Source organism: Polynucleobacter sp. AP-Titi-500A-B4 (genome assembly GCF_018688095.1).
Taxonomy (GTDB): domain Bacteria; phylum Pseudomonadota; class Gammaproteobacteria; order Burkholderiales; family Burkholderiaceae; genus Polynucleobacter.
On the sequence record NZ_CP061311.1, the window covers coordinates 73922 to 100500 of the forward strand.

General features: G+C 46.2%; 26 protein-coding genes. 18 read left to right on the top strand and 8 right to left on the bottom strand.

Going from position 1 to position 26579, the window contains the following annotated elements; translation table 11 throughout:
• Positions 1 to 6: 6 nt before the first annotated feature.
• Positions 7 to 1032, bottom strand: a complete 1026-nt coding sequence (gene hemB / locus FD968_RS00455; RefSeq protein ID WP_215366500.1) for a porphobilinogen synthase — start codon at positions 1030 to 1032, stop codon at positions 7 to 9.
• The gene (gene yihA, locus FD968_RS00460; RefSeq protein WP_215366503.1) at positions 1010 to 1675 is read right to left on the bottom strand and encodes a ribosome biogenesis GTP-binding protein YihA/YsxC; all 666 of its coding nucleotides are present in this window, start codon (positions 1673 to 1675) and stop codon (positions 1010 to 1012) included. Before yihA ends, hemB begins: the two co-directional genes overlap by 23 nt.
• A gap of 115 nt (positions 1676 to 1790) precedes the next feature.
• Between yihA and FD968_RS00465 the strand changes: the two genes are divergently transcribed.
• On the top strand, positions 1791 to 2516 hold the full coding sequence (locus FD968_RS00465) for a cytochrome c (protein ID WP_215366506.1): 726 nt from the start codon (positions 1791 to 1793) through the stop codon (positions 2514 to 2516).
• A gap of 71 nt (positions 2517 to 2587) precedes the next feature.
• Here the strand turns inward: FD968_RS00465 and lysA are convergent, their stop codons facing one another.
• Both lysA and FD968_RS00475 read right to left on the bottom strand, forming a co-directional pair.
• On the bottom strand, positions 2588 to 3889 hold the full coding sequence (gene lysA, locus FD968_RS00470) for a diaminopimelate decarboxylase (protein WP_215366509.1): 1302 nt from the start codon (positions 3887 to 3889) through the stop codon (positions 2588 to 2590).
• On the bottom strand, positions 3886 to 4074 hold the full coding sequence (locus FD968_RS00475) for a lipoprotein (protein ID WP_215366513.1): 189 nt from the start codon (positions 4072 to 4074) through the stop codon (positions 3886 to 3888). The genes lysA and FD968_RS00475 overlap by 4 nt, the downstream gene beginning before the upstream one ends.
• A 47-nt stretch (positions 4075 to 4121) precedes the next feature.
• Here FD968_RS00475 and cyaY point away from each other — a divergent pair, with 47 nt between their 5' ends.
• Positions 4122 to 4505 carry an iron donor protein CyaY gene (cyaY, locus tag FD968_RS00480; protein ID WP_215366518.1) on the top strand — a complete coding sequence of 128 codons (384 nt, stop codon included), beginning with the start codon at positions 4122 to 4124 and terminating at the stop codon, positions 4503 to 4505.
• A 7-nt stretch (positions 4506 to 4512) separates the two neighbouring features.
• Here cyaY and aroB read toward each other — a convergent pair whose 3' ends face one another.
• From aroB to FD968_RS00500, 4 genes are read right to left on the bottom strand one after another with little or no spacing between them, the layout of a single operon-like run.
• Positions 4513 to 5595, bottom strand: coding sequence for a 3-dehydroquinate synthase (gene aroB, locus FD968_RS00485; RefSeq protein ID WP_215367881.1), 1083 nt, complete (start codon positions 5593 to 5595; stop codon positions 4513 to 4515).
• Positions 5596 to 5603: 8 nt separating this feature from the next.
• The gene (locus tag FD968_RS00490) at positions 5604 to 6089 is read right to left on the bottom strand and encodes a shikimate kinase (protein WP_251367658.1); all 486 of its coding nucleotides are present in this window, start codon (positions 6087 to 6089) and stop codon (positions 5604 to 5606) included.
• Between the two features lie 51 nt (positions 6090 to 6140).
• Positions 6141 to 7241: a secretin and TonB N-terminal domain-containing protein gene (locus FD968_RS00495; RefSeq protein WP_251367584.1), complete on the bottom strand. Its 1101-nt coding sequence runs from the start codon at positions 7239 to 7241 to the stop codon at positions 6141 to 6143.
• Entirely contained in the window at positions 7238 to 7657 is a 420-nt protein-coding gene (locus tag FD968_RS00500; RefSeq protein ID WP_215366526.1) for a hypothetical protein, read from the bottom strand. Before FD968_RS00500 ends, FD968_RS00495 begins: the two co-directional genes overlap by 4 nt.
• Positions 7658 to 8016: 359 nt before the next feature.
• Between FD968_RS00500 and FD968_RS00505 the strand changes: the two genes are divergently transcribed.
• From FD968_RS00505 to hisD, 16 genes are all read left to right on the top strand, one after another.
• On the top strand, positions 8017 to 10353 hold the full coding sequence (locus FD968_RS00505) for a penicillin-binding protein 1A (protein ID WP_215366530.1): 2337 nt from the start codon (positions 8017 to 8019) through the stop codon (positions 10351 to 10353).
• Between the two features lie 12 nt (positions 10354 to 10365).
• Complete coding sequence (locus FD968_RS00510; RefSeq protein WP_215366534.1) at positions 10366 to 11070, top strand: transposase; 705 nt, start codon at positions 10366 to 10368, stop codon at positions 11068 to 11070.
• Between the two features lie 184 nt (positions 11071 to 11254).
• Positions 11255 to 16000 (top strand): glutamate synthase-related protein, encoded by a 4746-nt coding sequence (locus tag FD968_RS00515; protein WP_215366538.1) that lies wholly within the window; start codon positions 11255 to 11257, stop codon positions 15998 to 16000.
• A gap of 54 nt (positions 16001 to 16054) precedes the next feature.
• The gene (locus FD968_RS00520; RefSeq protein ID WP_215366541.1) at positions 16055 to 17518 is read left to right on the top strand and encodes a glutamate synthase subunit beta; all 1464 of its coding nucleotides are present in this window, start codon (positions 16055 to 16057) and stop codon (positions 17516 to 17518) included.
• Between the two features lie 10 nt (positions 17519 to 17528).
• Entirely contained in the window at positions 17529 to 18377 is an 849-nt protein-coding gene (locus FD968_RS00525) for an ABC transporter ATP-binding protein (RefSeq protein WP_215366544.1), read from the top strand.
• Complete coding sequence (gene mlaE / locus FD968_RS00530; protein WP_251367659.1) at positions 18377 to 19165, top strand: lipid asymmetry maintenance ABC transporter permease subunit MlaE; 789 nt, start codon at positions 18377 to 18379, stop codon at positions 19163 to 19165. Before FD968_RS00525 ends, mlaE begins: the two co-directional genes overlap by 1 nt.
• Positions 19166 to 19186: 21 nt before the next feature.
• Positions 19187 to 19669, top strand: coding sequence for an outer membrane lipid asymmetry maintenance protein MlaD (gene mlaD, locus FD968_RS00535; protein ID WP_215366547.1), 483 nt, complete (start codon positions 19187 to 19189; stop codon positions 19667 to 19669).
• Between the two features lie 20 nt (positions 19670 to 19689).
• A complete protein-coding gene (locus FD968_RS00540) occupies positions 19690 to 20427 on the top strand; it encodes a VacJ family lipoprotein (protein WP_251367585.1) in 738 nt (245 codons plus the stop codon).
• A gap of 59 nt (positions 20428 to 20486) precedes the next feature.
• Positions 20487 to 21128: a phospholipid-binding protein MlaC gene (locus FD968_RS00545; RefSeq protein ID WP_215366554.1), complete on the top strand. Its 642-nt coding sequence runs from the start codon at positions 20487 to 20489 to the stop codon at positions 21126 to 21128.
• A gap of 16 nt (positions 21129 to 21144) precedes the next feature.
• Entirely contained in the window at positions 21145 to 21402 is a 258-nt protein-coding gene (locus FD968_RS00550) for a lipid asymmetry maintenance protein MlaB (RefSeq protein ID WP_215366557.1), read from the top strand.
• A 4-nt stretch (positions 21403 to 21406) separates the two neighbouring features.
• Positions 21407 to 22159 (top strand): ABC transporter ATP-binding protein, encoded by a 753-nt coding sequence (locus FD968_RS00555; RefSeq protein ID WP_215366560.1) that lies wholly within the window; start codon positions 21407 to 21409, stop codon positions 22157 to 22159.
• On the top strand, positions 22156 to 22956 hold the full coding sequence (locus tag FD968_RS00560) for an ABC transporter permease (protein WP_215366563.1): 801 nt from the start codon (positions 22156 to 22158) through the stop codon (positions 22954 to 22956). The genes FD968_RS00555 and FD968_RS00560 overlap by 4 nt, the downstream gene beginning before the upstream one ends.
• Before the next feature lie 34 nt (positions 22957 to 22990).
• Positions 22991 to 23239: a BolA family protein gene (locus tag FD968_RS00565; protein ID WP_215366566.1), complete on the top strand. Its 249-nt coding sequence runs from the start codon at positions 22991 to 22993 to the stop codon at positions 23237 to 23239.
• A gap of 52 nt (positions 23240 to 23291) precedes the next feature.
• Entirely contained in the window at positions 23292 to 24566 is a 1275-nt protein-coding gene (gene murA / locus FD968_RS00570) for a UDP-N-acetylglucosamine 1-carboxyvinyltransferase (RefSeq protein ID WP_215366569.1), read from the top strand.
• 31 nt (positions 24567 to 24597) lie between these two features.
• Positions 24598 to 25224 carry an ATP phosphoribosyltransferase gene (gene hisG, locus FD968_RS00575; protein ID WP_215366572.1) on the top strand — a complete coding sequence of 209 codons (627 nt, stop codon included), beginning with the start codon at positions 24598 to 24600 and terminating at the stop codon, positions 25222 to 25224.
• An 8-nt stretch (positions 25225 to 25232) separates the two neighbouring features.
• Entirely contained in the window at positions 25233 to 26555 is a 1323-nt protein-coding gene (hisD, locus tag FD968_RS00580) for a histidinol dehydrogenase (RefSeq protein ID WP_215366575.1), read from the top strand.
• The last annotated feature ends 24 nt before the right edge of the window (positions 26556 to 26579 follow it).

Genomic DNA, 26579 nt, shown 5'->3' on the forward strand with positions numbered 1-26579 from the left:
CACTCGTTAATTATTTTTCTTGAGTAGCCGCGCTGCTTCTAGTGCAAAGTAAGTCAGAACACCATCTGCGCCAGCACGTTTAAATGCCAGCAAAGATTCCATCATTACGGCATCGTGATCTAGCCAACCATTTTGGGCGGCTGCTTTGAGCATGGCATATTCACCGCTCACTTGATAGGCATAAGTAGGGTAACTGAATTCTTCTTTGACGCGACGCACGATATCTAAATAGGGCATGCCTGGCTTAACCATGACCATATCAGCACCTTCGCTAATATCGAGAGCGACCTCCCGCAAAGCCTCGTCCCCATTGGCGCAATCCATTTGGTAAGTTTTTTTATCGGCCTTACCAAGGTTTTTAGCTGAGCCCACAGCGTCTCTAAATGGGCCATAAAAAGCAGATGCGTATTTGGCTGAGTACGCCATGATGCGCGTGTGAATTAAATTCTTTTGCTCAAGCGCTTCACGAATTTTTCCGATGCGACCATCCATCATGTCTGATGGTGCAACGATATCGACACCTGCTTCTGCCTGTGCAATGGCTTGTTTTACCAAGATCGCTGTAGTCTCATCATTCAGAATGCGACCTTGCTCATCGAGTACACCATCTTGACCATGACTTGTATATGGATCAAGCGCCACATCGGTCATGATGCCTAAACTCGGGAAACGTTTTTTGAGTTCGCGAACTGCATTAGGAACAAGGCCAGTCGAATTAAATGCTTCTTTACCATTAGGTGTTTTTAACGCTGAGTCAATCACCGGGAACAAAGCTAAAACGGGGATGCCTAGATCAACACACTCTTGCGCAACTGGCATGAGTAGGTCTAATGAAACACGACTGACACCAGGCATTGAAGCAACGGCTTCAGATTTACCTTGGCCTTCAAGCAAGAACACTGGGTAGATTAAATCATTTGCAGAAACAGAGTTCTCTTGCATGAGTCGGCGTGACCAATCATCGCGACGCATACGACGTGGGCGATGCCCTGGAAAATTAAGCAAAGAGTTAGCTGGTGATTTCATCTTCATGAGTTTCTGCTTCAAATAGCCATTTAATAATTAAATTATCTGCCTCTTCAAGGCCAATACGCTTCGTGCTTGAGAACAATTGTGCCGTAAGTTGCTTTGAGTCACCAGCCCCATCTGATAGGGCAGGATCATATTGTTGAAGTTGCTTGCGCACCGCCTCTAGAGCGTGTTTGCACTCGCTCTTATTGAGCTTGTCACACTTGCTGAGCAAAATGTGGATTGGCTTGCCGGTTGGAACAAACCATTGAATCATTTGTTCATCTAGATCGGTAATGCCACGTCTTGCATCCACAATCAGGACCATGCCAACCAATTGCTCGCGCTCCTGTAAATAGTCGCTGAGAAGAGCATTCCAGTGGTATTTGGTTTCATGGTTTACGGCGGCATAGCCATAGCCTGGCAAGTCCACCAAATAGGCTAAAAGATCGTCTTTTGAGAACAGGCCAAAATAGTTGATATGTTGGGTACGACCAGGGGTCTTACTGGCAAAAGCGAGCCTTTTTTGGTTGCAAAGGACATTAATGGCGCTCGATTTACCCGCATTTGAGCGACCAGCGAAGGCTACCTCACGCAGGGGAGTGGCAGGCAGGCAATGGGTGTCATTGACTGTGGTGGCAAAGCGGGCTTGAAAGAGTTTAGACATGTCCTGAAGCTATTGTAAAATCACGCCAAATCATGAAATATCTCATGGTGTTGGGTAAAAAGGTTGTAAATGTAGGGCCCAAACACTTTTAGGAATTTTTGCCAAGGTAAACATAATGCGTCAAACCTCCCAAATCTCCAAATTCGCTAGCTTGCGTGCTGGTTTTGCTGTTTTCTCTATTTTCGCCTTGATTGGCGTTTCTGGTTTAGCAATTGCAGCTGATGCTGCTCCAATGGCCCCTGCTGCAGAAGCCAAAGCTGCAGTGCCAGGTAAGCCAAAGGTTGATCCTGCTGCTGGTGAAGCTTTGTATTCCAATGGCGATGCAAGCCGTGGCGTAACTGCCTGTTTGACTTGCCATGGTCCTAAAGGTCAAAGTGCTGTTGCCACCTGGCCTAAGTTGTCTGCACAACATGCGGCCTACACAACCAAGCAATTGAAAAATTTCAAAGAAGGTACTCGCGCTAATCCAATCATGATGGGCATGGCTGCAACCTTGACTGAGCAAGATATGCAAAATATCTCTGCATTCTTGGTAAAGCAACCAGTTTCCGAAGGTGTTGCACAAAACAAAGACACCATTGAATTAGGCCAAAGTATTTATCGTGGCGGCATTGCGGCAAAAGGCGTTCCTGCTTGTGCGGCATGCCATAGCCCGACTGGTGCTGGCATTCCTGCGCAATACCCACGCTTAGGTGGTCAGTGGGCTGATTACACCAATGCTCAATTGCTCGCCTTCCGTGAAGGTGTTCGCAAGAACAGCAGCCAAATGACAGCGATTGCCACCAAGCTTTCTGATCAAGAAATGAAAGCCGTTTCCGATTACATCGCTGGTTTGCATTAAGAGATTTTTAAGCTTTAAATAAAAACCCCGCTACATGAGCGGGGTTTTTATTTGTCTAAATTTTTTCTTAACTATTGTTTTGGTAAAACATTTTCACTTGCAAACAAGTCATCTGTTTTTTCGCGAGCGCGAATGACGTAAACCTTCTTTCCGTCAACCATAATTTCTGCTGGTTTAGGGCGCGTATTGTAGTTTGAGGCCATCACAAATCCATAGGCGCCAGCTGAAAGGATGGCTAAAAGATCGCCTTCTTCAACAGCGAGGTGACGATCTCTGCCTAGCCAATCGCCTGATTCACAAACTGGACCCACAACATCATAGGTGAGGCCCTTTGCTTCTTTGGCTTTCACGGGCACGATGCCGTGATGCGCTTCATACAGTGCGGGGCGCATTAATTCAGTCATTGCTGCATCTACGATGCAAAAGTTCTTTTCGGCGCCAGGCTTGAGGTATTCAACGGTAGTCAGCAAGACACCAGCATTACCCACTAAAGATCTGCCGGGCTCAAGAACCACATCTAGATGAGCAAATCCACGTTCTGCCACATGGTTCAAAAGAGTATTGGTGAACTCAGTGATATCGGGTGGGGTTTCATCGCTATACGCAATCCCCAAGCCTCCACCTAAGTCGAGGTGATGAATCACAATACCTTCTTTTTTGAGGTGCTCTACTAAATCTAAAACTTTATCGAGCGCATCTAAGTAAGGTGCAGTCGTTGTAATTTGAGAGCCAATATGGCAATCAATGCCAACAACATCAATTTGAGAAAGTTGCGATGCTTCGCGATAGGTTTTTAATACTTCGTGATAAGCAATGCCAAATTTATTTCCTTTTAAACCCGTAGAAATATAGGGATGTGTTTGCGCATCCACATCAGGATTGACTCGCAAAGAAATAGGCGCACGCAGACTGAGCTCAGTTGCAACGCGATTAATTTTGTGAAGCTCTGCAATGGATTCTACATTGATACATTTGACGCCGGCCTTGAGAGCCATCGCGATTTCAGCAGCAGATTTACCAACTCCTGCAAATACCAAGCTCTTAGGATCTGCGCCAATAGCTAATGCACGAGCTAGCTCACCACCACTGACCAAATCAAAGCCTGCGCCGAGTTGTTTGAAATAATCAATCACTGCTAAATTACTGTTTGCTTTCATGGCGTAATGGACGCGTGCACGCCGCTTGCCTTTTGCATCTACGCAAGCTTTGTCATAAGCTTGGTATGCCTCAGCCAATGCTTTTTTACTATAGACGTAGAGTGGTGTACCAAATTCTTTTGCTAAATCTGCGAGCGGAATTTCTTCGGCATACCAATTGCCATCACGTTCAGTAAATCCAGATAATGTAGGAATAGGAAATGCTTTGCTTGTCATTGCTTAACCGATGAAGAAGGGGCAGCGCTTGTAGGTGGGGGATAGAGTTTGCCTTTAGGCTCAGGCTCTGTCGGCGCCGTAGGGGCTGGGGGTACATTTGGCATATATAGAGGACCCCTAACCCCGCATCCAACAAGGGATATTAGGAGGCTAATACCGAGGGCTCTATTAAGAATCGCTATCATGAATGTCTCTAAAACGAATGATTGAATATAGCATGCAGGGCTCGGTTATGAATCCAAATAATTCAGGCGTCGAAACCATTGACGATAAGCAGTTTTACCAATTGGGCAGCAATTTGCTGCAATCAATTGAAGTGGCATTAGAGGCGGCTGATGATGCGTTAGATCTTGATTTGGATGTAGAGCGCCAAGGTGGCAATGTTATCAATATTCGTTTTCGGGATAAAAGCGTGATTGTGGTCAATACCCAGCCCCCTCTTCATGAAATTTGGGTGGCTGCTAAATCAGGCGGGTATCACTATCGCTGGGCAGGAAGTATGACACAGCCTCTATGGCTCGACACCAAGACTGGCAAAGAACTATTAAGTGATTTGTCAGAATTTGCTAGCGCCCAAGCTGGGCAGCCAGTCAAAATTCAACTCATGAAAACCTAAAGCTAGATTAAGCGGCGCCAGTTGCTTTTAAAGTTTCAATCACCTGTGCATCTGGCACGCTTTTAATCTGAGCCTTACCAATTTTTTCTAGTACTACGTAACGGATTTGGCCGCCTTCCGTTTTTTTATCCACCTGCATGAGTTCCATATAACGCTCGGCACCAAATTTTGGCGGAACAATTGGAAGATTCATTGACTGAATAATTTTGGTGAGGCGCTCAACATCCGCCTTGCTGATGAAATTGAGGCGGCACGATAAATCTGCTCCGAGGACCATGCCACATCCCACGGCCTCACCATGTAACCACTCGCCATAACCCATGCCAGCTTCAATTGCGTGCCCAAAGGTATGTCCAAAGTTCAGAGTTGCTCGGATTCCGCCTTCTCTTTCATCGGCAGAAACCACTGCTGATTTAATTTCACATGAGCGCAGTACGGCATGACTCATCGCATCGGTATCGCAGGCGAGCAATGATTTTGCGTTGGCTTCAATCCAATCTAAAAATTGAGCATCCGCAATTGCACCATGTTTTACTACCTCCGCAAGTCCTGCAGATAGTTCACGTGGAGGCAAAGTCTTCAAAGTATTGAGGTCGGCAACCACAGCAACAGGCTGATGAAAGGCCCCAATCATATTTTTACCTAAGGGATGATTGATACCAGTTTTGCCGCCAACAGAAGAATCTACTTGAGCTAAGAGTGTGGTCGGTACTTGAATAAAGCGAATGCCACGCATGAAGCTTGCAGCTGCAAAGCCGGTCATGTCCCCAATGACACCGCCTCCTAAGGCAACTAACATGGTTTGACGGTCAGCGCCAAATTTGAGAAGGTCGTCAAAAATGAGTTGAAGATTTTTCCAATCCTTGTATGACTCACCATCTGGAAGAATAATCGTTCTTACTGGCTTGCCAAATGTTTCTAAGGTTTTAGTTAAGCGATCTGCATACAGTGGGGCAACCGTTGTATTGGTAACGATGTAAATTGAGGTTGATTTTTCACAAGCGTTAAACAGCTGGGGCTGATCGATTAAGTCTGTGCCGATATATATAGGGTAGCTGCGATTGCCAAGATCAACTTCAAGGGTTTTCATCATAAGTTTCAAGTGGAAAGTTCAAGCTGCATGATTAAGGTGTTTACCAGTTGATTAACGCTGGGCTTGCCAGTTTCAATCACATGGTCTGCAATCTCGCGATAGAGAGGATCACGAATTGCATATAAGTTTTCGAGAATTTTTTTTGCATCCCCATTACGGAGGAGGGGGCGCCCTTCGCCACCCTTCGTACGATGCCATAGCTCAATTGGATTAGCGTGTAAGTAAATCACTGTACCTTGTTCACTTAAGGCCTTGCGATTTTCTGGCATTAGCACTGCGCCACCACCTGTAGCTAGGACAATATTTTTTTCAGTCGTCACTTCGCGAATGGCCTGCGCTTCACGCTTACGAAAGCCTTCTTCACCCTCCATCTCAAAGATGACCGGAATTTTTACGCCACAACGCTCTTCGATAACATGATCCGCATCTAAAAATCGACGCCCTAATTTTTTGGCTAGTACTTTACCAACGGTCGACTTTCCCGCGCCCATGAGGCCGATCAAAAAGATATTGTTTGTCGCAGAGTTCACCCTTTGATTTTATTAGGGTTTATCTAGAACGGTAGGGGTTAGGAAGACTAAGAGTTCAGTTTTATCTTTTAATTTGGATTTATGGCGAAATAAATGGCCAATAAGGGGTATATCTCCTAGCAGGGGTACCTTGACCTCATCTTCTCTTTCAGTGGTTTGGAAGATTCCACCAATAATTGCAGTGCCACCGTTCTCAACGGTTACCTCGGAGCTGAGACTCTTGGTGTCGATGGCATAGCCTTGTTCGGTTTTCATGCCAATCGTGTCTTTATTGATACCCACCAGCATGGAGATCTTTCCATCTGGATGAATTTTGGGTAAGACCTCTAAACGCAAGTTGGCCTTTCGGAACTGCAACTTGCTGCCATTTTGCGAGGTGGTTTGATAGGGCAGTTCAGTGCCTTGCTCAATGGTCGCCTTCACCTGATCACCAGTCATGATGCGTGGGTTAGAGAGGATCTTGCCCTGACCTTCCGACTCAAGTGCAGAGAGTTCTATTTGCAAAAGACGGCTAGCATTCTTAGAAACTAAAGTCGCAGCCACGGCGGCAGGGTTAAAGCCATTGAGTCCGGCACCCGCCAAATTAAAGTCGCCGCTCAACTTGTTATTTGGAGATCCGCCCATGGAGTTTGCTTGATAACCCAACTTGGCACCCAGCTCTCGGGCAAAGCGTTCGTCCGCCTCAACAATGCGTGCTTCAATCAAAATTTGTTGTGGGCTATTGATGTGATCACCACCAAAAGGCAGGGCAGCATCTTCACGACGATATTTTTGAAATGCTGCAATCTCTGCATGCGGACCAATCCAGTAGATGTCACCATTTCTGACTAAGCGCAAAGCACGGCTTGCCAAAATAGAATGCAACGCAGTTTGCCAAGGCGTGTTGTTGAGGTCGACGGTGATCTTGCCCTTAATGGACTCGCTGAGCAAAAAGTTGGTACCGCCCAGTTTGGCAAGAATTTGTAAAAGCTCAGCGACCTCTATGTCGGTAAATTGCAAGCTAATGGGAGACTCCAATGGGCTATTTTCTGCAAGGCTGCCTTGAGCAGGTGGATTCAATAAAAACCCCAATATGAGCATCCCAAGGGCGAGATTTTTGAGTTGTAAGATCATTCGGCTTTTGAGGGTTTGAGGGTGAAGGATTTACCCTGGGCGTGAGAGAAGCTGGCAAGCTCCTTATCGAGGTTTGTAAGCTTCCATTCGCCCAGTGCGGGGGACCCTTTTTCAAGCATGATCGTGCCTTTGCCATTGTGAAAAAAGGCTCGTTGAGAGGAGCCGATTTGACTAAGCCCTAAGTAACGCCAACGGCGCAGTTCAGTTTCGAAGGGGATCGCTTGGGGCTTAGGTTTTGAGGTGATTAAAGTCTTACTTTTATTTAATGAGTGAACACTTACTTCTAATAATTGAATTGATTCATATAGACTATCTTCAATTTCCAGAATTTCTTCGCGCAAAGATGTAAACTCCTTTTTAAGTTCAAAAAGGTCTTTTTGGGTTTCCTGGAGATGAGTATCTTGGGGTAAATTCATGGGCCCGTAAGAGGTGAATAGGGCAAGGATTAGGCCAATGACCCCAATTCCAATCCCTGTAAATAAAGCAATTTTTTTTAGATCTTCTGGGCTCGGAATGTGGCGGGGAATCTCCGGCTTTGGATGAGGCTTGGGACTACTGGGTTTGCGTATTCCATGGGGATCAGGGATGGCAGGATCATCCCCAAGTTCGCTCAAAATTTCATCAAAAGACTGCGGGGAGATTTGGCGTGCTGGCATGCCCATATTCTGGGAATATGTGAGGCAAAAAACTATCAGACTTTATTGAGCTATTAGTCAGAAAACAAGGGTTTTGAAGCTTTCGGTGAAATTGCCTAAGCACCCTATAATTTAATCTTATGGCGCTCCCCCCAAAAGACAAGCCGACGTTTAATCGTCGTCCTATTCGTCAGCCCGACAGACGTCCGCGTCAACCTGGAGGAGATTCGAGCACACCTCGCAAACCTTCTGGTAGCCCCCTTGTCAAGGCCTTGCTCATTATTGGTGTAGCCGCTGCCTTAGTAGTAACGCTGTTGTTGGGTTATGCCTTTTTGGTGGCAAAGCCCAATTTGCCAAAAATTTCTGCTTTAACGGACTACAACCCTAAAACACCTTTGCGTATTTATACGGCTGATAAGGTCTTAATTGGTGAGTTTGGTGAAGAGCGTCGCAAGGTCATTCCCTTAAATGAAATCCCGGCCAGTATGAAAAATGCGGTACTGGCTATTGAGGATGATCGCTTCTACTCTCATGGTGGTGTGGATTATGTAGGCATTGTGAGGGCAGCCGCTACAAACTTACGTGGTCACCTCTCTCAGGGCGCCTCGACGATTACGATGCAAGTTGCCCGCAACTTTTTCTTGAGTAATGAGAAGACCTTTAGCCGAAAAATCTATGAAGTTCTGTTGGCCTGGGAAATTGAATCCCAGCTAACCAAGGACAAGATCCTTGAAATCTATATGAACCAAATTTTCTTGGGTCAACGTGCATATGGATTTTCTAGTGCGGCGCAAATTTATTTTGGTAAAGAATTAAAAGACATCACGATTGCAGAATCAGCAATGTTAGCTGGCTTACCTAAAGCCCCTTCGGCCTATAACCCAGTGACGAACTTTAGGCGCGCCAAGATTCGTCAAGAATATATTCTGCAGCGCATGCGCGATCTTGGCTACATCAGTACCGATGAGTATCAAAAGGCGATGGCCGAAGAGTTGCATATTCGTGGACTTGGTAATGAGTTTGCAGTGCGCGCTGATTTCCCTGCCGAGATGGTTCGTCAATTGCTCTTTAGTCAATATGGCGAAGCGATCTACTCTCAAGGAATTGATGTGTACACCACCATCTTAAAAGCTGACCAGGACGCCGCTTATAAAGCAGTGCGTCGCGGCATCTTTGAATATGACTTGCGCCATGCTTACCGTGGACCAGAAGGCTTTATTGAGTTACCCGAAGATCCAGTGAAACGCCAGCGCGCAATCGATGAAGCGTTGTTGGCCTATCCTCAACTGGATGACTTGCAGTCTGGTGTCGTGCTGGATGTAAAACCAAAAGAAATGCAGGTGATGATTTCTACAGGCGATACGATCACCATAAAAGGCGAGGGCATGAAGTTGGCCACAGCATCTTTGACCGACAGTGCGCAGCCTAAAAAGCGCCTTCGTCCTGGCGCGGTGGTGAGATTGCTTTCTGATGGGGGCGCTTGGAAGTTGGCTCAATTACCGCAGGTTGAGGCCGCCTTCGTTTCTATGAATGCTGATACGGGCGCAATTCTTTCTTTGGTGGGCGGATTTGATTTCCGTCGGAATCAATTCAATCACGTGACGCAAGCATTACGTCAGCCAGGATCTTCATTTAAGCCCTTCATCTATGCCGCGGCGATTGAAAAGGGCTTTACGCCGAGCACGATGGTCAATGATGCGCCTTTGTCAATTGGCAGTCTTGAGACCGGTAGCCAAGCGTGGGAGCCAAAAAACTACGACGGTAAATATGATGGGATGATGCGTTTGCGTAATGCTTTAGCTAAATCTAAGAACTTAGTTTCTGTTCGTATTATTCGTGCAATTGGCCCCTCGTATGCTCAAGAATATATTCAGCGATTTGGTTTTGAGCCAGAGAAGCATCCGCCTTATCTGACCATGGCTTTGGGTGCGGGATCAGTAACCCCGCTACAAATGGCATCTGCATATAGCGTGTTTGCAAATGGCGGTTATCGGGTTGATCCATTCCTGATTGATAAGATGATTGACTCTAAGGGCGCAGTTTTATTTGAAGCCAAACCAACACGAGTTGGTGATGGAGCTCCTCGTGTATTAGATGCGCGTACTGCTTTTGTCATGGATAGTATGTTGCAAGAGGTTACTAAAACCGGTACTGCTGCTTCAGCCCGTGCCAAGCTCGGACGTACCGATATCGCCGGTAAGACCGGTACAACTAATGAATCTCACGATGCTTGGTTTGCCGGTTACAACCCCAAAGTCGTTGCTATCGCCTGGATTGGTTTTGATAAGCCAGCCAGCTTGGGCGATCGTGAAACCGGTGGTGGCTTAGCTTTGCCAATGTGGATTTCGTATATGTCCACAGCACTTAAAGATGTTCCACAAGAAGCGCGCGCCGTTCCTGAAGGTGTGACGCAAGCAGATGGTGATTGGTTTATTCCTGAGTTTTCTCGCGGCGCTGGGGTTCGCGAACTACAGTAGTTCGCCATCATCATGGCTCGGCAAGCGCGTACTGTCATTCCTGGCCAAGCAATGCACGTCATGGTACGTGGTAACAATCGCGAAACGCTTTTCTTTAGCGATGATGATCGTCGGATTTATTTAGAGTGGTTGCGTGATGCTGCAAGACAGTTTGCTTGCGCAGTTCATGCGTTTGCATTAATGCCCAATCATGTGCACCTATTGTTGACACCGCAAAATGAAGACTCATTGGCAAAGACCATGCAATCTTTGGGCCGTCGTTATGCCCAATACTTCAATCACCAACATCACCGTTCTGGGACCATTTGGGAGGGTAGATATCGTTCATCCTTGATTGACCCTGATTATTTTTTACGTTGTCAGCGTTACATTGAGTTAAATCCGGTCAGGGCTGGTTTTGAATCCAGCCCCCAGGATTCTGCTTGGACTAGCTTTGCGACTCATATTGGTGAAAATGCAGAACCTTGGCTAGTTGACCACCAACATTTTTGGAAGTTAGGTAACACCCCATTCGAGCGACAGATGAAATGGGCGGACTTTGTAAAAGAGGGCGCCCCACACTGGGAAGACCGACAAATTACCGAATCTTTGATTCGATCCAAGCCTTGGGTAAGCGATATTTATGCCAAGAAGTTATTTAAAAATGCCCCTGAGTTGACTCAGATTCGCCATCGAGGCCGCCCAAAGAAAATAAATCCTTTAAATTCAGTAGGATAGGATTTAATCAGACTTCGGTGTAGTTAGGGCAACTTTGACTCTGTCCCCAATTTTAAAATTCATTTTGGTGCGGGCTCATAATAAATGGGACAGACTCATTTTATTTCTATTGCATCGGTATGGGTATTCACCTATATTTGATCCTCCAAAAGTAATTAGGCCTTTGTCGCCCCTCGGAAATACTATGACTACACAATTCAAATCAGATCTTCGTCCAATCGCTCAAGGTCTATACGACCCTCGAAATGAGCATGATGCCTGCGGCGTAGGATTCGTTGCCCACATCAAGGGAAAGAAATCTCACGAGATTGTTTCTCAAGGTTTGAAGATTCTTGAAAATTTAGATCACCGGGGAGCCGTTGGTGCCGACCCATTAATGGGTGACGGTGCCGGCATTTTGATTCAAATTCCAGACACTTTGTATCGCGAAGAGATGGCAAAGCAAGGAGTCACATTGCCGCCTCTAGGCGAATATGGCGTTGGCATGATCTTCTTGCCAAAAGAACATGCGTCACGTTTAGCTTGCGAGCAAGAATTAGAGCGCACAGTGCGCTTAGAAGGACAAGTTGTTTTAGGTTGGAGAGATGTTCCAGTCGATGTGAAATTGCCAATGTCCCCAACTGTACAAATGACAGAGCCATTCATTCGCCAGATTTTTATTGGTCGCGGACGCGACATCATGACAACTGATGCCCTAGAGCGTAAGTTGTATGTGATTCGCAAAACAGCAAGCCATGCAATTCAAGATCTTCATTTGAAGCATGGCAAAGAATATTTCGTAGCCTCGATGTCTGCGCGTACGATTGTTTACAAAGGCTTGCTCTTAGCAAATCAAGTCGGCGCCTACTACCAAGATTTGCAAGATCCACGCACTGTATCGGCTCTAGCCTTGGTGCATCAGCGCTTCTCCACTAATACCTTCCCTGCGTGGGAGTTGGCTCACCCGTATCGCATGATTGCGCATAACGGTGAGATCAACACAGTTAAAGGTAACGTCAATTGGGTGAATGCGCGCGAAGGTGCTATTAGCTCCCCAGTACTTGGTGATGATTTGCAAAAACTTTGGCCATTAATTTATCCAGGCCAATCAGACACAGCTTGCTTTGACAACTGTTTAGAGTTGTTGGTCATGTCGGGCTACCCGTTGGCACAAGCCATGATGATGATGATTCCTGAAGCATGGGAACAGCACACATTGATGGACGATAATCGTCGCGCATTCTATGAATATCACGCGGCAATGATGGAGCCATGGGATGGCCCTGCTGCAATGGCATTTACAGATGGCCGTCAAATTGGTGCAACTTTAGATCGCAATGGTTTGCGTCCTGCGCGCTATTACGTTACTGATGATGACTTGGTCATCATGGCTTCTGAAGCCGGAGTATTGCCAATTCCTGAGAATAAGATTGTTCAAAAATGGCGTTTACAGCCAGGCAAAATGTTCATGATTGACATGGAGCAAGGTCGCATCATTGATGATGTTGAGCTCAAGAATGCCGTATCAAAAGCTAAGCCATATAAGAGCTGGATTGATGCAGTTCGGGTGAAGCTGGATGAAGTTGATGCTAGCAAGGCTGATTTGGTTGATGAAAAAATGACCATCCGCCCAGCAGCAAAATTACTCGATCGTCAACAAGCATTCGGCTACACCCAAGAAGATATCAAGTACCTCATGGCTCCAATGGCCATGAATGGTGAAGAGGCGATTGGTTCAATGGGCAATGACAGCCCGTTGGCAGTGCTTTCAAATAAGAATAAGCCTCTCTACAACTACTTCAAGCAATTGTTTGCGCAGGTGACCAATCCTCCGATTGATCCAATCCGTGAAAACATGGTGATGTCTCTGGTTTCTTTCATTGGGCCTAAACCTAATTTGTTGGATACCAACAATATCAATCCTCCAATGCGCTTGGAAGTGAGTCAGCCGATTTTGGATTTTGACGATATCACTAAGATTCGTCACATTGGCCACTACACCAATGGCAAGTTCCGCTCTTACGAGTTAGATATTTGTTATCCAGCGGTATGGGGTAAGGCTGGCATTGAAGCGCGCTTGGCATCTTTGTGTGCTGAGGCTGCTGATGCCGTGCGTTCTGGTTACAACATCTTGATCGTGAGCGATCGTCAAGTAGACGAAAAGCACGTAGCGATTCCTGCATTGTTGGCTACATCAGCAATTCACCAACATCTAGTTGAAAAAGGCTTGCGTACTAGCGTAGGTCTGGTGGTCGAGACAGGCAGCGCGCGTGAAACCCATCACTTTGCACTCTTAGCTGGTTATGGTGCGGAAGCCATTCATCCATACCTCGCGATGGAAACCTTGTCTGAGATGGCCAAAGGCTTGTCAGGTGATTTATCTCCTGAAAAAGCAGTGAAGAACTTTGTAAAAGCAGTTGGTAAAGGTTTGCAAAAAGTCATGTCCAAAATGGGCATCTCTACCTATATGTCTTATACCGGCTCACAGATTTTTGAAGCGATTGGTTTAAACCGCGACATCATTGATCAGTACTTCAAGGGCACTCCATCGAATGTTGGTGGGATTGGGGTATTTGAGGTGGCTGAAGAAGCCTTGCGTATGCACAGCGCTGCATTTAGTAATGATCCAGTGTTAACCAATATGCTCGATGCAGGTGGTGAATACGCATTCCGTATTCGTGGCGAGAACCACATGTGGACTCCTGACACGATTGCGAAATTGCAGCACTCTACGCGTATCGGTGCAGAGAAGGGTTACCAGACTTATAAAGAGTACGCGAACATCATTAATGACCAAACTAAGCGTCAGATGACTTTGCGTGGCTTGTTTGAGTTCAAGATTGATCCAAGCAAAGCGATTCCACTAGATGAAGTTGAGCCGGCAAAAGAAATCGTAAAACGTTTTGCAACGGGCGCGATGTCTTTGGGTTCTATCTCTACAGAAGCGCACGCTACCTTAGCGATTGCGATGAACCGTATTGGTGGTAAGTCCAATACTGGTGAGGGTGGCGAAGATCCAAACCGTTACGTGAACGAGCTCAAAGGTATCCCTATTAAGAAAGGTGAAACCCTTTCCAGCATTTTGGGTAGTGATGTGGTTGAAGCCAATATTCCATTGCAGGATGGTGACTCATTACGCTCTAAGATTAAACAAGTAGCTTCTGGTCGTTTCGGTGTGACTACTGAGTATCTGCGCTCTGCTGATCAGATTCAGATCAAGATGGCGCAAGGTGCAAAGCCAGGCGAAGGCGGTCAATTACCAGGCGGAAAAGTATCTGACTACATTGGTAAGTTGCGCTTCTCTGTACCGGGCGTTGGTTTGATTTCTCCCCCTCCGCACCATGATATTTACTCAATTGAAGATATCGCTCAGTTGATTCACGATCTGAAGAACGTTAATCCAAAAGCTGACGTTTCGGTCAAGTTGGTTTCTGAAGTAGGCGTTGGCACGGTTGCTGCTGGCGTTGCTAAGGCCAAAGCGGATCACGTTGTGATTGCTGGTCATGATGGCGGTACTGGTGCTTCACCACTATCTTCTATTAAGCATGCAGGTTCACCATGGGAATTAGGTTTGGCTGAAACACAGCAGACCTTGGTGCTCAATGGCTTGCGTAGCCGTATTCGTGTTCAGGCTGATGGCCAAATGAAGACCGGTCGTGACGTGGTGATAGGTGCTTTATTAGGTGCGGATGAGTTTGGTTTTGCGACTGCTCCATTAGTTGTTGAGGGTTGCATCATGATGCGTAAGTGTCATTTGAATACTTGCCCAGTAGGTGTAGCAACTCAAGATCCAGAACTCCGTAAGAAGTTTTCTGGCAAACCAGAGCATGTTGTGAATTTCTTCTTCTTTATTGCAGAAGAAGCACGCGAAATCATGGCTCAACTCGGCATTCGTAAGTTTGATGATTTGATCGGTCGTGCTGACTTATTAGACACTCGCAAAGGCATTGAGAATTGGAAAGTTCATGGTTTAGATTTCAGTAAGATTTTTGCTGAACCCCAGGTAGCTGCTGACGTTCCGCGTTATCAAGTACTCACTCAAGATCATGGTCTGACTAGTGCGCTAGATAACATCTTGATTGAGAAGAGCGAGCCCGCATTAGAGCGTGGCGAGAAAGTTTCTTTTATTGTTCCAGTTAAGAACGTAAACCGCACTGTCGGCGCAATGCTTTCTGGTGAAGTGGCTCAGCGTTATGGCCATGCTGGCTTACCTGATGACACGATTCATATTCAGTTAAATGGTACAGCCGGTCAAAGCTTTGCGGCCTTCTTAGCTCGCGGCATTACTTTGGATTTGGTGGGCGATGGTAACGACTACGTTGGCAAAGGTTTGTCAGGTGGCCGTGTGATCGTTCGCGCTCCCCATGAATTCCGTGGTGATACTGCGAAGAACATCATTGTTGGCAACACGGTGTTATACGGCGCAATCGCTGGTGAAGCATTCTTTAACGGGGTTGCTGGTGAGCGTTTTGCGGTACGTAACTCTGGTGCGACTACTGTTGTAGAAGGCACCGGTGACCATGGTTGTGAATATATGACGGGTGGAACTGTAGTCGTTCTTGGTACAACCGGCCGTAACTTTGCTGCCGGTATGAGTGGTGGCATTGCTTATGTCTATGACGAAGATGGCTTGTTTGATAAGCGTTGCAATACCAGCATGGCGACCTTGGAAAAAGTACTGCCTTCTGCAGAACAAAACGCCAAAATGCCGAAGTCGGAGTGGCATGCTCCCATTGATGTTAAAGACGGTGGCGAGCGCTTAACCGATGAGCAAATCTTGAAGAGCTTGATTGAGCGTCATTTCCGTTACACCGGTTCTGAGCGCGCTAAAGCACTCTTAGCGGATTGGGAAAATGCCCGCGGTCGTTTTGTGAAGGTTCTCCCAACCGAATACAAGCGTGCCTTAGGCGAGTTATGGGAAAAGGCTGAGAAGAAGACGGTTGCTGCTTAAGCAACTGAATCAAACAGACAGACGGATATTAAGAAAAGATATTAAGGATTAGATATGGGCAAGGTCACTGGATTTATGGAGTTTGAGCGCGTCGATGAGACATATGAAGCGCCTGTTAAACGTCTTCACCATTACAAAGAGTTCGTTGCAGCTTTAACGGATGAAGAAGCCAAAGTTCAGGGCGCGCGTTGTATGGACTGCGGTATTCCATTCTGTAACAACGGCTGCCCAGTCAACAACATCATTCCGGACTTCAACGACTTGGTTTTCCATAACGATTGGAAAAACGCCTTAGATGTTTTGCAATCCACCAATAATTTCCCGGAGTTCACTGGCCGTATCTGCCCGGCACCCTGCGAAGCTGCTTGTACATTGGGAATCAACCGTGCACCAGTTGGCATTAAGTCTATTGAGCACGCGATTATTGATAAGGGTTGGGAAAGCGGTTGGGTTAAGCCCCAGCCATCAAAAACCAAGACTGGTAAGAAGGTAGCGATTGTTGGTGGTGGTCCTGCTGGTATGGCAGCTGCTCAGCAATTGGCTCGCGTTGGCCATGATGTAACCGTATATGAAAAGAATGATCGTGTTGGTGGTTTACTTCGCTACGGCATTCCAGACTTCAAGATGGAAAAGTGGCTCATCGATCGTCGCGTAGAACAAATGCAAGCCGAAGGCGTGAAATTTGAAACCGGCGTTTTTGTTGGCAAAGAGGCGATTGGCGTAGAAGTCAAAAATTACTCTACGAAGACTGTCTCACCTGAGCAGTTAATGAAAGATTTTGATTCAGTGGTAATTACTGGTGGTGCAGAGCAACCGCGTGATCTTCCTGTACCAGGTCGTGAGTTAGCTGGCGTGCACTACGCATTGGAATTTTTGATTCCTCAAAATAAAGAAAACGCCGGCGACTTCAAAAACGAAATTCGTGCAACTGACAAGCACGTTGTGGTGATTGGTGGCGGCGATACTGGATCTGATTGCGTTGGCACATCTAATCGTCATGGCGCGACCAAGATCACTCAGTTCGAATTACTTCCGCAACCTCCTGAAGAAGAGAATAAGCCTTTGGTATGGCCTTATTGGCCAACCAAGTTGCGCACCTCCTCTTCCCATGAAGAAGGTTGTGATCGCGATTGGTCAGTTGGCACCAAGCGTTTTGAGGGTAAAAACGGCAAAGTTGAAAAATTGATTGGTGTTCGTTTGGAGTGGAAAGACGGCAAGATGGCTGAAGTTCCTAATTCTGAATTTGAGATCAAGGCAGATTTGGTACTTTTAGCTATGGGTTTTGTATCTCCAGTCCAGCAAGTGCTCAATGCTTTTGGCGTAGAAAAAGATGCTCGCGGCAATGCCAAAGCAACGGTAGAGGGCCAAAACGCCTATCAAACGAATGTTCCTAAGGTATTTGCTGCTGGAGATATGCGTCGCGGTCAATCCTTGGTGGTTTGGGCGATTCGTGAAGGCCGTCAATGTGCGCAAGCAGTAGACCAGTATTTGATGGGGTCATCTGTTTTGCCCCGATAATATCGGGGATATGAATAGTTCTCAGCCAAGCGCATTGGATGTCAAAAAGCCTCTAGGTGAAGTTGTCGTTTCTATTAAAGACGTCAACTTTTCCTATGCTCCTGGCGAGAGACAAATTCTGTCGGGACTCAATATGGAGTTTCGCCGCGGTCAAGTGGTTGCCGTCATGGGTGGTTCTGGTTGCGGCAAGACTACGATTCTTCGATTAATTGGCGGTCAATTCACCGCTCAATCTGGACAAGTGTTATTTGAAGGCCAAGACATCGGCAAGATGAGTGGCGATGAACTCATGGCTGCCCGTCGTCGCATGGGTATGCTTTTCCAATTCGGTGCACTGTTCACTGACCTGAGTGTTTTTGAGAACGTTGCATTTCCGTTGCGTGAACATACTAATCTGAGTGAAGAGCTTTTACGCTCGCTAGTGTTAATGAAACTCAATGCAGTGGGCCTGCGTGGTGCTCGTGATTTAATGCCATCCCAAATTTCTGGTGGCATGGCAAGACGTGTTGCCTTAGCAAGAGCAATTGCATTAGATCCTCCGCTCATCATGTATGACGAACCCTTTGCAGGCTTAGATCCGATTTCTTTGGGCATTACTGCAAGGCTGATTCGTGATTTGAATAATGCTCTGGGAGCCACGAGTTTATTGGTCACCCACGATGTTGAGGAAACCTTTGAAATCGCGGATTACGTCTATTTCATTGCCAATGGAAAAATTGGTGCACAGGGCACTCCTGAAGAATTAAGTCGATCCACAGATCCTTTTGTAAGACAGTTTTTAGATGCCGCTCCGGATGGTCCTGTGCCATTTCATTATCCAGGACAAAGTTTGACTGAAGATTTTGGAGTAAAGATTTGATGATTTCAATCCTTAATCTTTTCGGCGATCTCGGATTTTTTATTCGTCGCAATTTAGCGAGTCTTGGTCTGGCTGCACGCATGTTTTCTGCAGTCATTTGGCGCTCAGGTTTTTTATTGAAAAGACCACGCTTAGTGGTGGATCAAATCTTATTTGTTGGCAATCACTCCTTTGTGATCATTGCTGTTTCTGGTTTGTTTGTTGGATTTGTTTTGGGTCTTCAGGGTTACTACACCTTAAATCGTTACGGCTCTGAACAGGCTTTAGGTTTATTGGTTGCCTTATCTCTCACTCGTGAACTAGGCCCTGTCATTACCGCCTTATTGTTCGCTGGACGTGCAGGTACTTCATTGACTGCAGAAATTGGCTTGATGAAGGCTGGCGAACAGTTAAGCGCCATGGAAATGATGGCTGTAGATCCATTAGGTCGTGTGATCGCCCCACGTCTATGGGCCGGCATTATTTCTATGCCTATTTTGGCCACAATCTTTACGGCTGTCGGCGTGATTGGTGGTTATTTTGTGGGCGTGCCTTTGATTGGGGTGGATTCCGGAGCATTCTGGTCGCAAATGCAGGGTGGAGTAGACCTCTTTTCCGACATTGGTAATGGCTTGATTAAAAGCTTGGTATTCGGTGTAGCGGTGACTTTTATAGCCTTGTATCAAGGATATGAAGCCAAACCAACGCCTGAGGGTGTTTCACAGGCAACTACACGTACTGTAGTGATTTCTTCTTTGTCGGTTTTGGCATTGGATTTCTTGCTAACCGCGATGATGTTCTCAAATTAGAAAGAATAAACTGAGGCTCTTATGAGAAAAAGTGCAATTGATATCTGGGTAGGAATTTTTGTTGCCATTGGTTTATTGGCAGCATTATTTCTAGCGTTGAAAGTTGGCAATATGAATGCTGTGTCATTTGCCCCAACATACAAAATTTCGGCACGTTTTGACAATATTGGCGGCCTAAAGCCACGCGCACCAGTCAAGAGTGCAGGCGTGGTTGTGGGCCGGATCGCTAATATTTCTTTTGATGACAAAACCTATCAAGCAACCGTGGTGATGACGATCGAAGAACCCTATAAGTTTCCTAAAGATTCCTCTGCAAAGATTTTGACTTCAGGTTTACTGGGTGAGCAGTACATTGGCCTAGAAGCTGGTGGGTCTGATGATATGTTGACCAATGGTGAAAAGATTTCACAAACTCAATCAGCAATTGTTCTCGAGAATTTAATCAGCCAGTTCCTCTATAACAAAGCTGCCGATAGCGGCCAAGAGAAGAGCGCGGCAAAGTAATGTTTTTGGTAGTCAAGTTCATGAGCAAGATTAGGCAATACGTTTTGCTTTGCATGGCTGCTATGTTGGTAGGTTGTGCCTCTATTCCTGCGGGTGTTGAGCCTTCTCCCCATGATCCTTGGGAGTCCTTCAATCGCTCTGTATTTGAATTTAATGAAGGCTTAGACGCTTACTTATTAAAGCCAGTAGTAGCGGGCTACCGTTTTGTGTTGCCCGAGTTTGTGCGTGAGGGCATCTATAACTTCTTTAGCAACTACGGCGATATCTATAACGTTGCGTATAACTTGCTACAAGGAAAGCCAGGTTATGCCTTCAATGATTTAATGCGCGTGGTCGTTAATACAACAATGGGTTTGGGTGGCTTCATCGATTTAGCAACCCCAGGCGGTCTTGAGAAACATAAAGAAGATTGGGGTCAGACATTAGGCGTTTGGGGGGTACCCGCGGGGCCTTATGTTGTATTGCCTTTCTTTGGTCCAAGTAATGTACGCGATACCTTCGGTACGGTTGCGGACTTAGAGTCTGACTATTTATTTAGATTGCTTCCAGATGTTGCCCTCCGTAACAGCATTACCGGCCTACGCGTAGTAAATGCCCGCAATACTTATTACGAGGCCGGCGATCTTTTAGATGGAGCTGCAATTGATAAATACAGCTTTATGCGCGATGCCTACATTCAGAGGCGTGAGTACCAGATTAATGAGGGTCGTGATGATGAGGAGCCTCAGATGCCGGTTTACGAAAACCCTTATCAGTAAGCACCGTGTGTGAGGGGCTAAAATTAGCCTTAACAAGATAAATCAAACGAGATAGATATATGAAAAGCTTCAAGATTGCTTCTAAATGCCTGGCATTGAGCTGCTTATTTTTTTCTGGAATGCTATTTGCACAAGTGCCTGATCAGGCAACTCCACCCGACGCCCTGATTAAGATGGTTGTGACTGATGTGATGGCTTCAGTAAAGGCCGATCCAGAAATTCAAAAAGGCAATATTCCGAAGATTGTAGATTTAGTCGAAAAGAAAATTGTTCCGTATACCGACATGCGCCGCACTACTGAAATGGCAATGGGGCCCAATTGGAAAAAAGCGACTCCTGAACAACAGGCGCAACTTACTTCCGAATTTAAGAATTTACTCATTCGCACTTACTCTGGGGCTTTGAGTCAGTTACGTGATCAGACTGTGCAATTTAAGGCTTTACGCGCCGCGCCAGATGATAAAGAAGTGGTTGTGAAAACCGTAGTGCTTGGTCGTGGCGATCCAGTACCTTTGGATTACCGTTTAGAAAAAACGGATAAGGGTTGGAAGGTTTATGACATGAATATTATGGGTGTTTGGTTGGTAGAGGCATACCGCAATCAATTCACAAATCAGATTAGTCAGAATGGCGTTGAAGGCCTTGTGAAATTTTTGCAAGATCGTAACAAGCAGTTGGCTACAGCTAAGCCAGCCAATTAATTTAAGTTTAGAAAAGATGCCCTTTCTTTTGCCGCAAACAGTTACGCAAGAAAACGCTCTGCAGTTGCAGAAAGAGGGTTTATTGAATATTGCCACTTTAAAAATGGTTGATTGTTCTGCGCTCAAAGATTTTGATTCCACTGTTTTGACAGTGTTGCTGGCATGGCAAAAAAAATTACAGGCTGATGGACAGTCTTTAACAGTCGTGCAGCCCCCTGAAAAGCTAAAAGTATTGGCTAATGTTTATGGCGTCTCTGCATTGCTAGGCTTGTAACGGCATGCATTCAGCCATCTCCATTAAAAACATTTCAAAGCATTACGGAGCACTTCAAGCCCTTAATGATGTTTCTCTAGCCATTGAGCCTGGAGAATTTTTTGGGCTTCTTGGGCCCAATGGTGCAGGTAAGACCACTCTAATTTCGATCTTAGCTGGCTTAGTCAGGGCCGACAAAGGACAGGCTGCTATCTTGGGCGCAGATGTTCAAACTGCGTTTCGTGAAGCGCGTCGGATGCTTGGTGTTGTGCCACAAGAACTCGTCTTCGATCCATTCTTTACCGTTCGTGAAACCTTGCGTTTTCAGTCAGGTTATTTTGGAATTCGTAACAACGATGCTTGGATCGATGAAATCATGGCTAATTTGGATCTCACTGGTAAAGCCGATAGCAATATGCGTGCTTTGTCTGGAGGCATGAAGCGTCGTGTATTAGTTGCTCAGGCTCTAGTGCATCGTCCTCCTGTGATTATTTTGGATGAGCCTACAGCGGGTGTTGACGTGGAGTTACGTCAGTCTTTATGGCAATTTATTAGTCGCCTAAATCAAGATGGTCACACGATTGTTCTGACTACACATTACCTAGAAGAGGCTGAGGCCTTGTGTCAGCGTATTGCGATGCTCAAGCAAGGCAAGATTGTTGCCTTAGATACAACCGCTAATTTGCTCGCTCGTTATGGCTCAGTTAAAAAAGATGGCGAAGGTAAAACCGATCTCGAAGATGTGTTTGTCAACATTATGTCGGGAGGTGCTCTATGAGTGACAAGCTTAATAAAGCCTTAAGCAGGCCAACGCTTGAATACGGTAGCGGCTTTCCGACCCTTTTATTGAAAGAGGTCAAGCGCTTCTACAAGGTAGGGTTCCAGACGGTTGCTGCCCCAGTCTTAACAGCAGTTCTATACCTCATGATTTTTGGTCATGTATTAGAAGGTAGAGAAGTTTATGGGCGCTTAAGCTACACCGCATTCTTAATTCCAGGCTTAGTCATGATGAGCGTATTGCAAAATGCGTTTGCAAATACTTCTTCATCTCTGATTCAATCAAAAGTTACCGGCAACTTGGTGTTTGTATTGCTCGCCCCGTTAAGTCACTTCGAGTTTTATGCAGCGTATATTTTGGCTGCAGTCTTCCGAGGCGTTGTGGTGGGCTTGGGAGTTTTCCTTATTACGATTTGGTTTGGATTGCCCTCCCTAGAATATCCGCTTTGGATTTTGACTTTTGCTTTCTTGGGCGCTGCTATCTTGGGAAGCTTAGGATTAATTGCAGGGATTTGGGCAGATAAATACGATCAGCTAGCCGCTTTCCAAAATTTCATCATCATGCCGGCCACGATGTTGTCGGGGGTCTTCTATTCGATTCATTCCTTACCGCCAGCTTGGCAAGTTGTATCGCATTTCAACCCATTCTTTTACATGATTGATGGGTTTAGATATGGATTCTTCGGGGTCTCTGATGTATCCCCATGGAGCAGCCTAGCTATTGTCCTATGTTTCTTTGTGGTGGTTTCAGCCATTGCTTTGCGCTTATTGCAAAAGGGCTATAAGCTCCGACATTAATTATTAATACTGAAAGCTTTATTAGGAGAGAAGTATGCTGCCAACCCCCGAGCAGATTGAGGACTATATCAAACAAGGTATTCAGTGCACCCATATTCAGGTGGAGGGTGATGGGCAGCATTTCTTTGCAACGATCGTGAGTCCTGAGTTCGAAGGTAAGCGCTTAGTGCAACGCCATCAACTAGTCTATGGTGCAATGGGTGATCGCATGAAAGCTGAAGTGCACGCCCTCTCTATTAAGGCATTTACACCAGATGAGTTTGCACAAAACTCGGCCGCATAAAAGCAGCGATCAGATTTAAATCACATTAAAAAGTTTTTACTGGAATCGTTTCATGGATAAATTACGAATGGTTGGCGGGACTCCACTGAAGGGTGAGGTCAAGATTGCTGGAGCTAAAAATGCTGCTTTGCCAATCCTATGTGCTTGTCTATTAACCGACGAACCAGTGGTCTTGCGAAATCTGCCAGATCTGCAAGATGTACGCACCATGCTCAAGCTCTTACAAGAGATTGGTGTAATGGTGAGCTTTCCGGATGCAGGTAATCGCAATCATGTTGTACTGAATGCTGCAGTCATCAAGAGCTCAGAAGCAACCTATGAGATGGTGAAAACCATGCGTGCCTCTATTTTGGTGCTTGGCCCGCTTCTCGCTAGAATGCATACCGCTAAGGTATCTTTGCCAGGCGGTTGTGCAATTGGTGCACGGCCTGTGGATCAGCACATCAAAGGCTTAAAAGCGATGGGTGCGAGCATCAAGATTAAGAGTGGCTACATTCAAGCTGAAACGAAGCCACAAACAGATCGCCTAAAGGGCGCATCGATTTTGACAGACATGATTACGGTCACTGGCACAGAAAATTTATTGATGGCTGCCACATTAGCTTCAGGCACGACCATTCTAGAAAATGCAGCACGTGAACCAGAGGTCGGTGATTTGGCTGAACTTCTCGTCAAGATGGGCGCGAAGATTTCTGGGATCGGTAGCGATCGTTTAGTGATTGAAGGTGTTGAGAAGCTACACGGTGCTGAGCACTCAGTTATTCCGGATCGTATTGAGGCAGGAACCTTCCTATGTGCAGTTGCTGCTGCTGGTGGTGAGGTATTGGTGAAGCACTGTCGCCCTGATACGCTCGATGCGGTAATCGTGAAGCTAAAAGAAGCCGGCTTGCAAATGGAAGTGGGCCCTGATTGGATTAAAGCTTCAATGCAGACTAGGCCTAAAGCGGTCAGTTTCCGCACCTCTGAATACCCTGCATTTCCAACAGATATGCAGGCTCAACTCATGGCGGTCAATGCGGTGGCAAGCGGTAGCTCGACGATTACCGAAACGATTTTTGAGAATCGCTTTATGCACGTTCAAGAGCTCAATCGCTTGGGCGCCGATATTGCGATTGAAGGCAATACTGCAATTGCACAGGGTGTAGATAAGCTCTCTGGTGCGATTGTGATGGCTACAGATCTACGTGCCTCTGCCAGTCTAGTCATTGCCGGGCTTGCAGCCCAAGGTGAAACACAGGTAGACCGGATTTACCATTTGGATCGCGGTTATGACCGTATGGAGCAAAAGTTAACCCTCTTAGGCGCTAACATTGAGCGAGTGAAGTAACCCAGCGGCATAACTGAGTGATAATTAAGTCATGAAATTGACTTTAGCCCTCTCCAAAGGGCGCATCTTCGAAGAGACTGCAGAGATCCTATCTAAGGTCGGCATTGTGCCGAAAGAAGATCCTGAGAAGTCTCGCAAACTCATTATTGAGACATCCAATCCAGATGTGCGCTTGATTATTGTGCGTGCTTCGGATGTTCCTACCTATGTGCAATTTGGTGGCGCCGATTTTGGTGTTGCAGGCTTGGATGTCTTAATGGAAAAAGGCACTGATGGCTTGTATGTTCCTTTTGATTTGAACATCGCCAAATGCCGCATGTCTGTCGCAGTTCGCGAAGGTTTTGATTACGCTGCAGCAGTGAAACAAGGCTCCCGTTTAAAAGTTGCAACCAAGTATGTTAATTGTGCACGTGAGCACTTTGCCAATAAAGGCGTACACATCGACACCATACAGCTTTATGGCTCGATGGAGCTTGCGCCATTAGTGGGTTTAGCTGATGCGATTGTAGATTTAGTCTCCACAGGAAATACCCTTAAAGCAAATGGCTTGGTAGAGGTAGAGCCGATTGCAGATATCAGTGCACGTTTGGTAGTAAATCAAGCGTCCTACAAGCGTAAGCGTACACAACTACAACCGATTTTTGAGTTGCTGAAGTAAACCATCCAATGTCTTCACAAGTTAAGGTTAAGCGTCTCAATAGCAAGGATGCAGGTTTCAAAGAAACGCTGCTATCGAGCCTTTCTTTGCCCATGGCTGATGATGAGGCGATTGATGCAGCGGTAGTCAAAATATTGGCTGCTGTAAAAGAGCAGGGTGATGCAGCTGTTCTTGCATTCACGAAGCAATTTGACCGCTTAAGTGTTGCTAACGTTTCTGAATTAGAAATTCCTACTAAAGATTTAGAGCAAGCCTATAACACCTTATCTGCTGAGCAAAAAAATGCCTTAGATATCGCTGCCAAAAGAGTGCGCGCCTATCACGAGAAACAAAAGATTGAAGCTGGTTGTCACTCTTGGGAATATGAAGAGGCTGATGGCACGCGCCTTGGCCAAAAGGTGACACCCTTAGATCGCGTTGGTATTTATGTGCCGGGTGGCAAAGCCGCGTATCCATCCTCTGTTTTGATGAATGCGATTCCCGCAAAGGTGGCTGGGGTTGCTGAAGTGATTATGGTGGTACCAACTCCTGATGGTGCACGTAATCCATTGGTGTTGGCGGCAGCCTATTTGGCTGGTGTCGATCGCGTGTTCACCATTGGTGGCGCTCAGGCAGTTGGCGCTTTAGCCTTTGGTACAAAAACGATTCCCTCGGTTGATAAGATCGTTGGCCCTGGCAATGCTTATGTTGCTGCTGCAAAGCGCAGAGTATTTGGCACAGTTGGTATCGACATGATTGCAGGTCCATCAGAGATATTGGTCTTATGTGACGGCTCCACCAATCCCGATTGGGTTGCAATGGATTTGTTCTCTCAAGCAGAGCATGATGAGCAAGCTCAATCGATTTTGTTATGTCCCAATGCTGTCTATATTGAACAAGTACAGGCCAGTATTAATCATTTGCTTTCTGAGATGCCAAGAGCAAAAGTGATCGAAGCTTCTTTGACTAATAGAGCACTGCTTATTCAGGTTAAAGATATGGCTGAGGCATGCGAGATTGCGAATGCAATTGCTGCTGAGCACTTAGAGATTTGCGCTGCAGATCCACGCAAATGGGCTGAGCAAATTCGTCATGCTGGCGCTATTTTTATGGGCAACTACACCAGTGAGTCGCTTGGTGACTACTGTGCTGGCCCAAACCATGTATTGCCAACGGCACGGACAGCCCGCTTCTCATCACCACTTGGCGTATATGACTTCATCAAGCGTTCTAGCATGATTGAAGTCAGTGAAGTTGGTGCTCAAGCCCTAGGTGCAGTAGCAAGCACGCTTGCCCATGGCGAAGGTTTGCAGGCACATGCACGTGCAGCTGAGATGCGCCTGAAGAAGTAAATTCGAATTACTTTCGAATTAAAA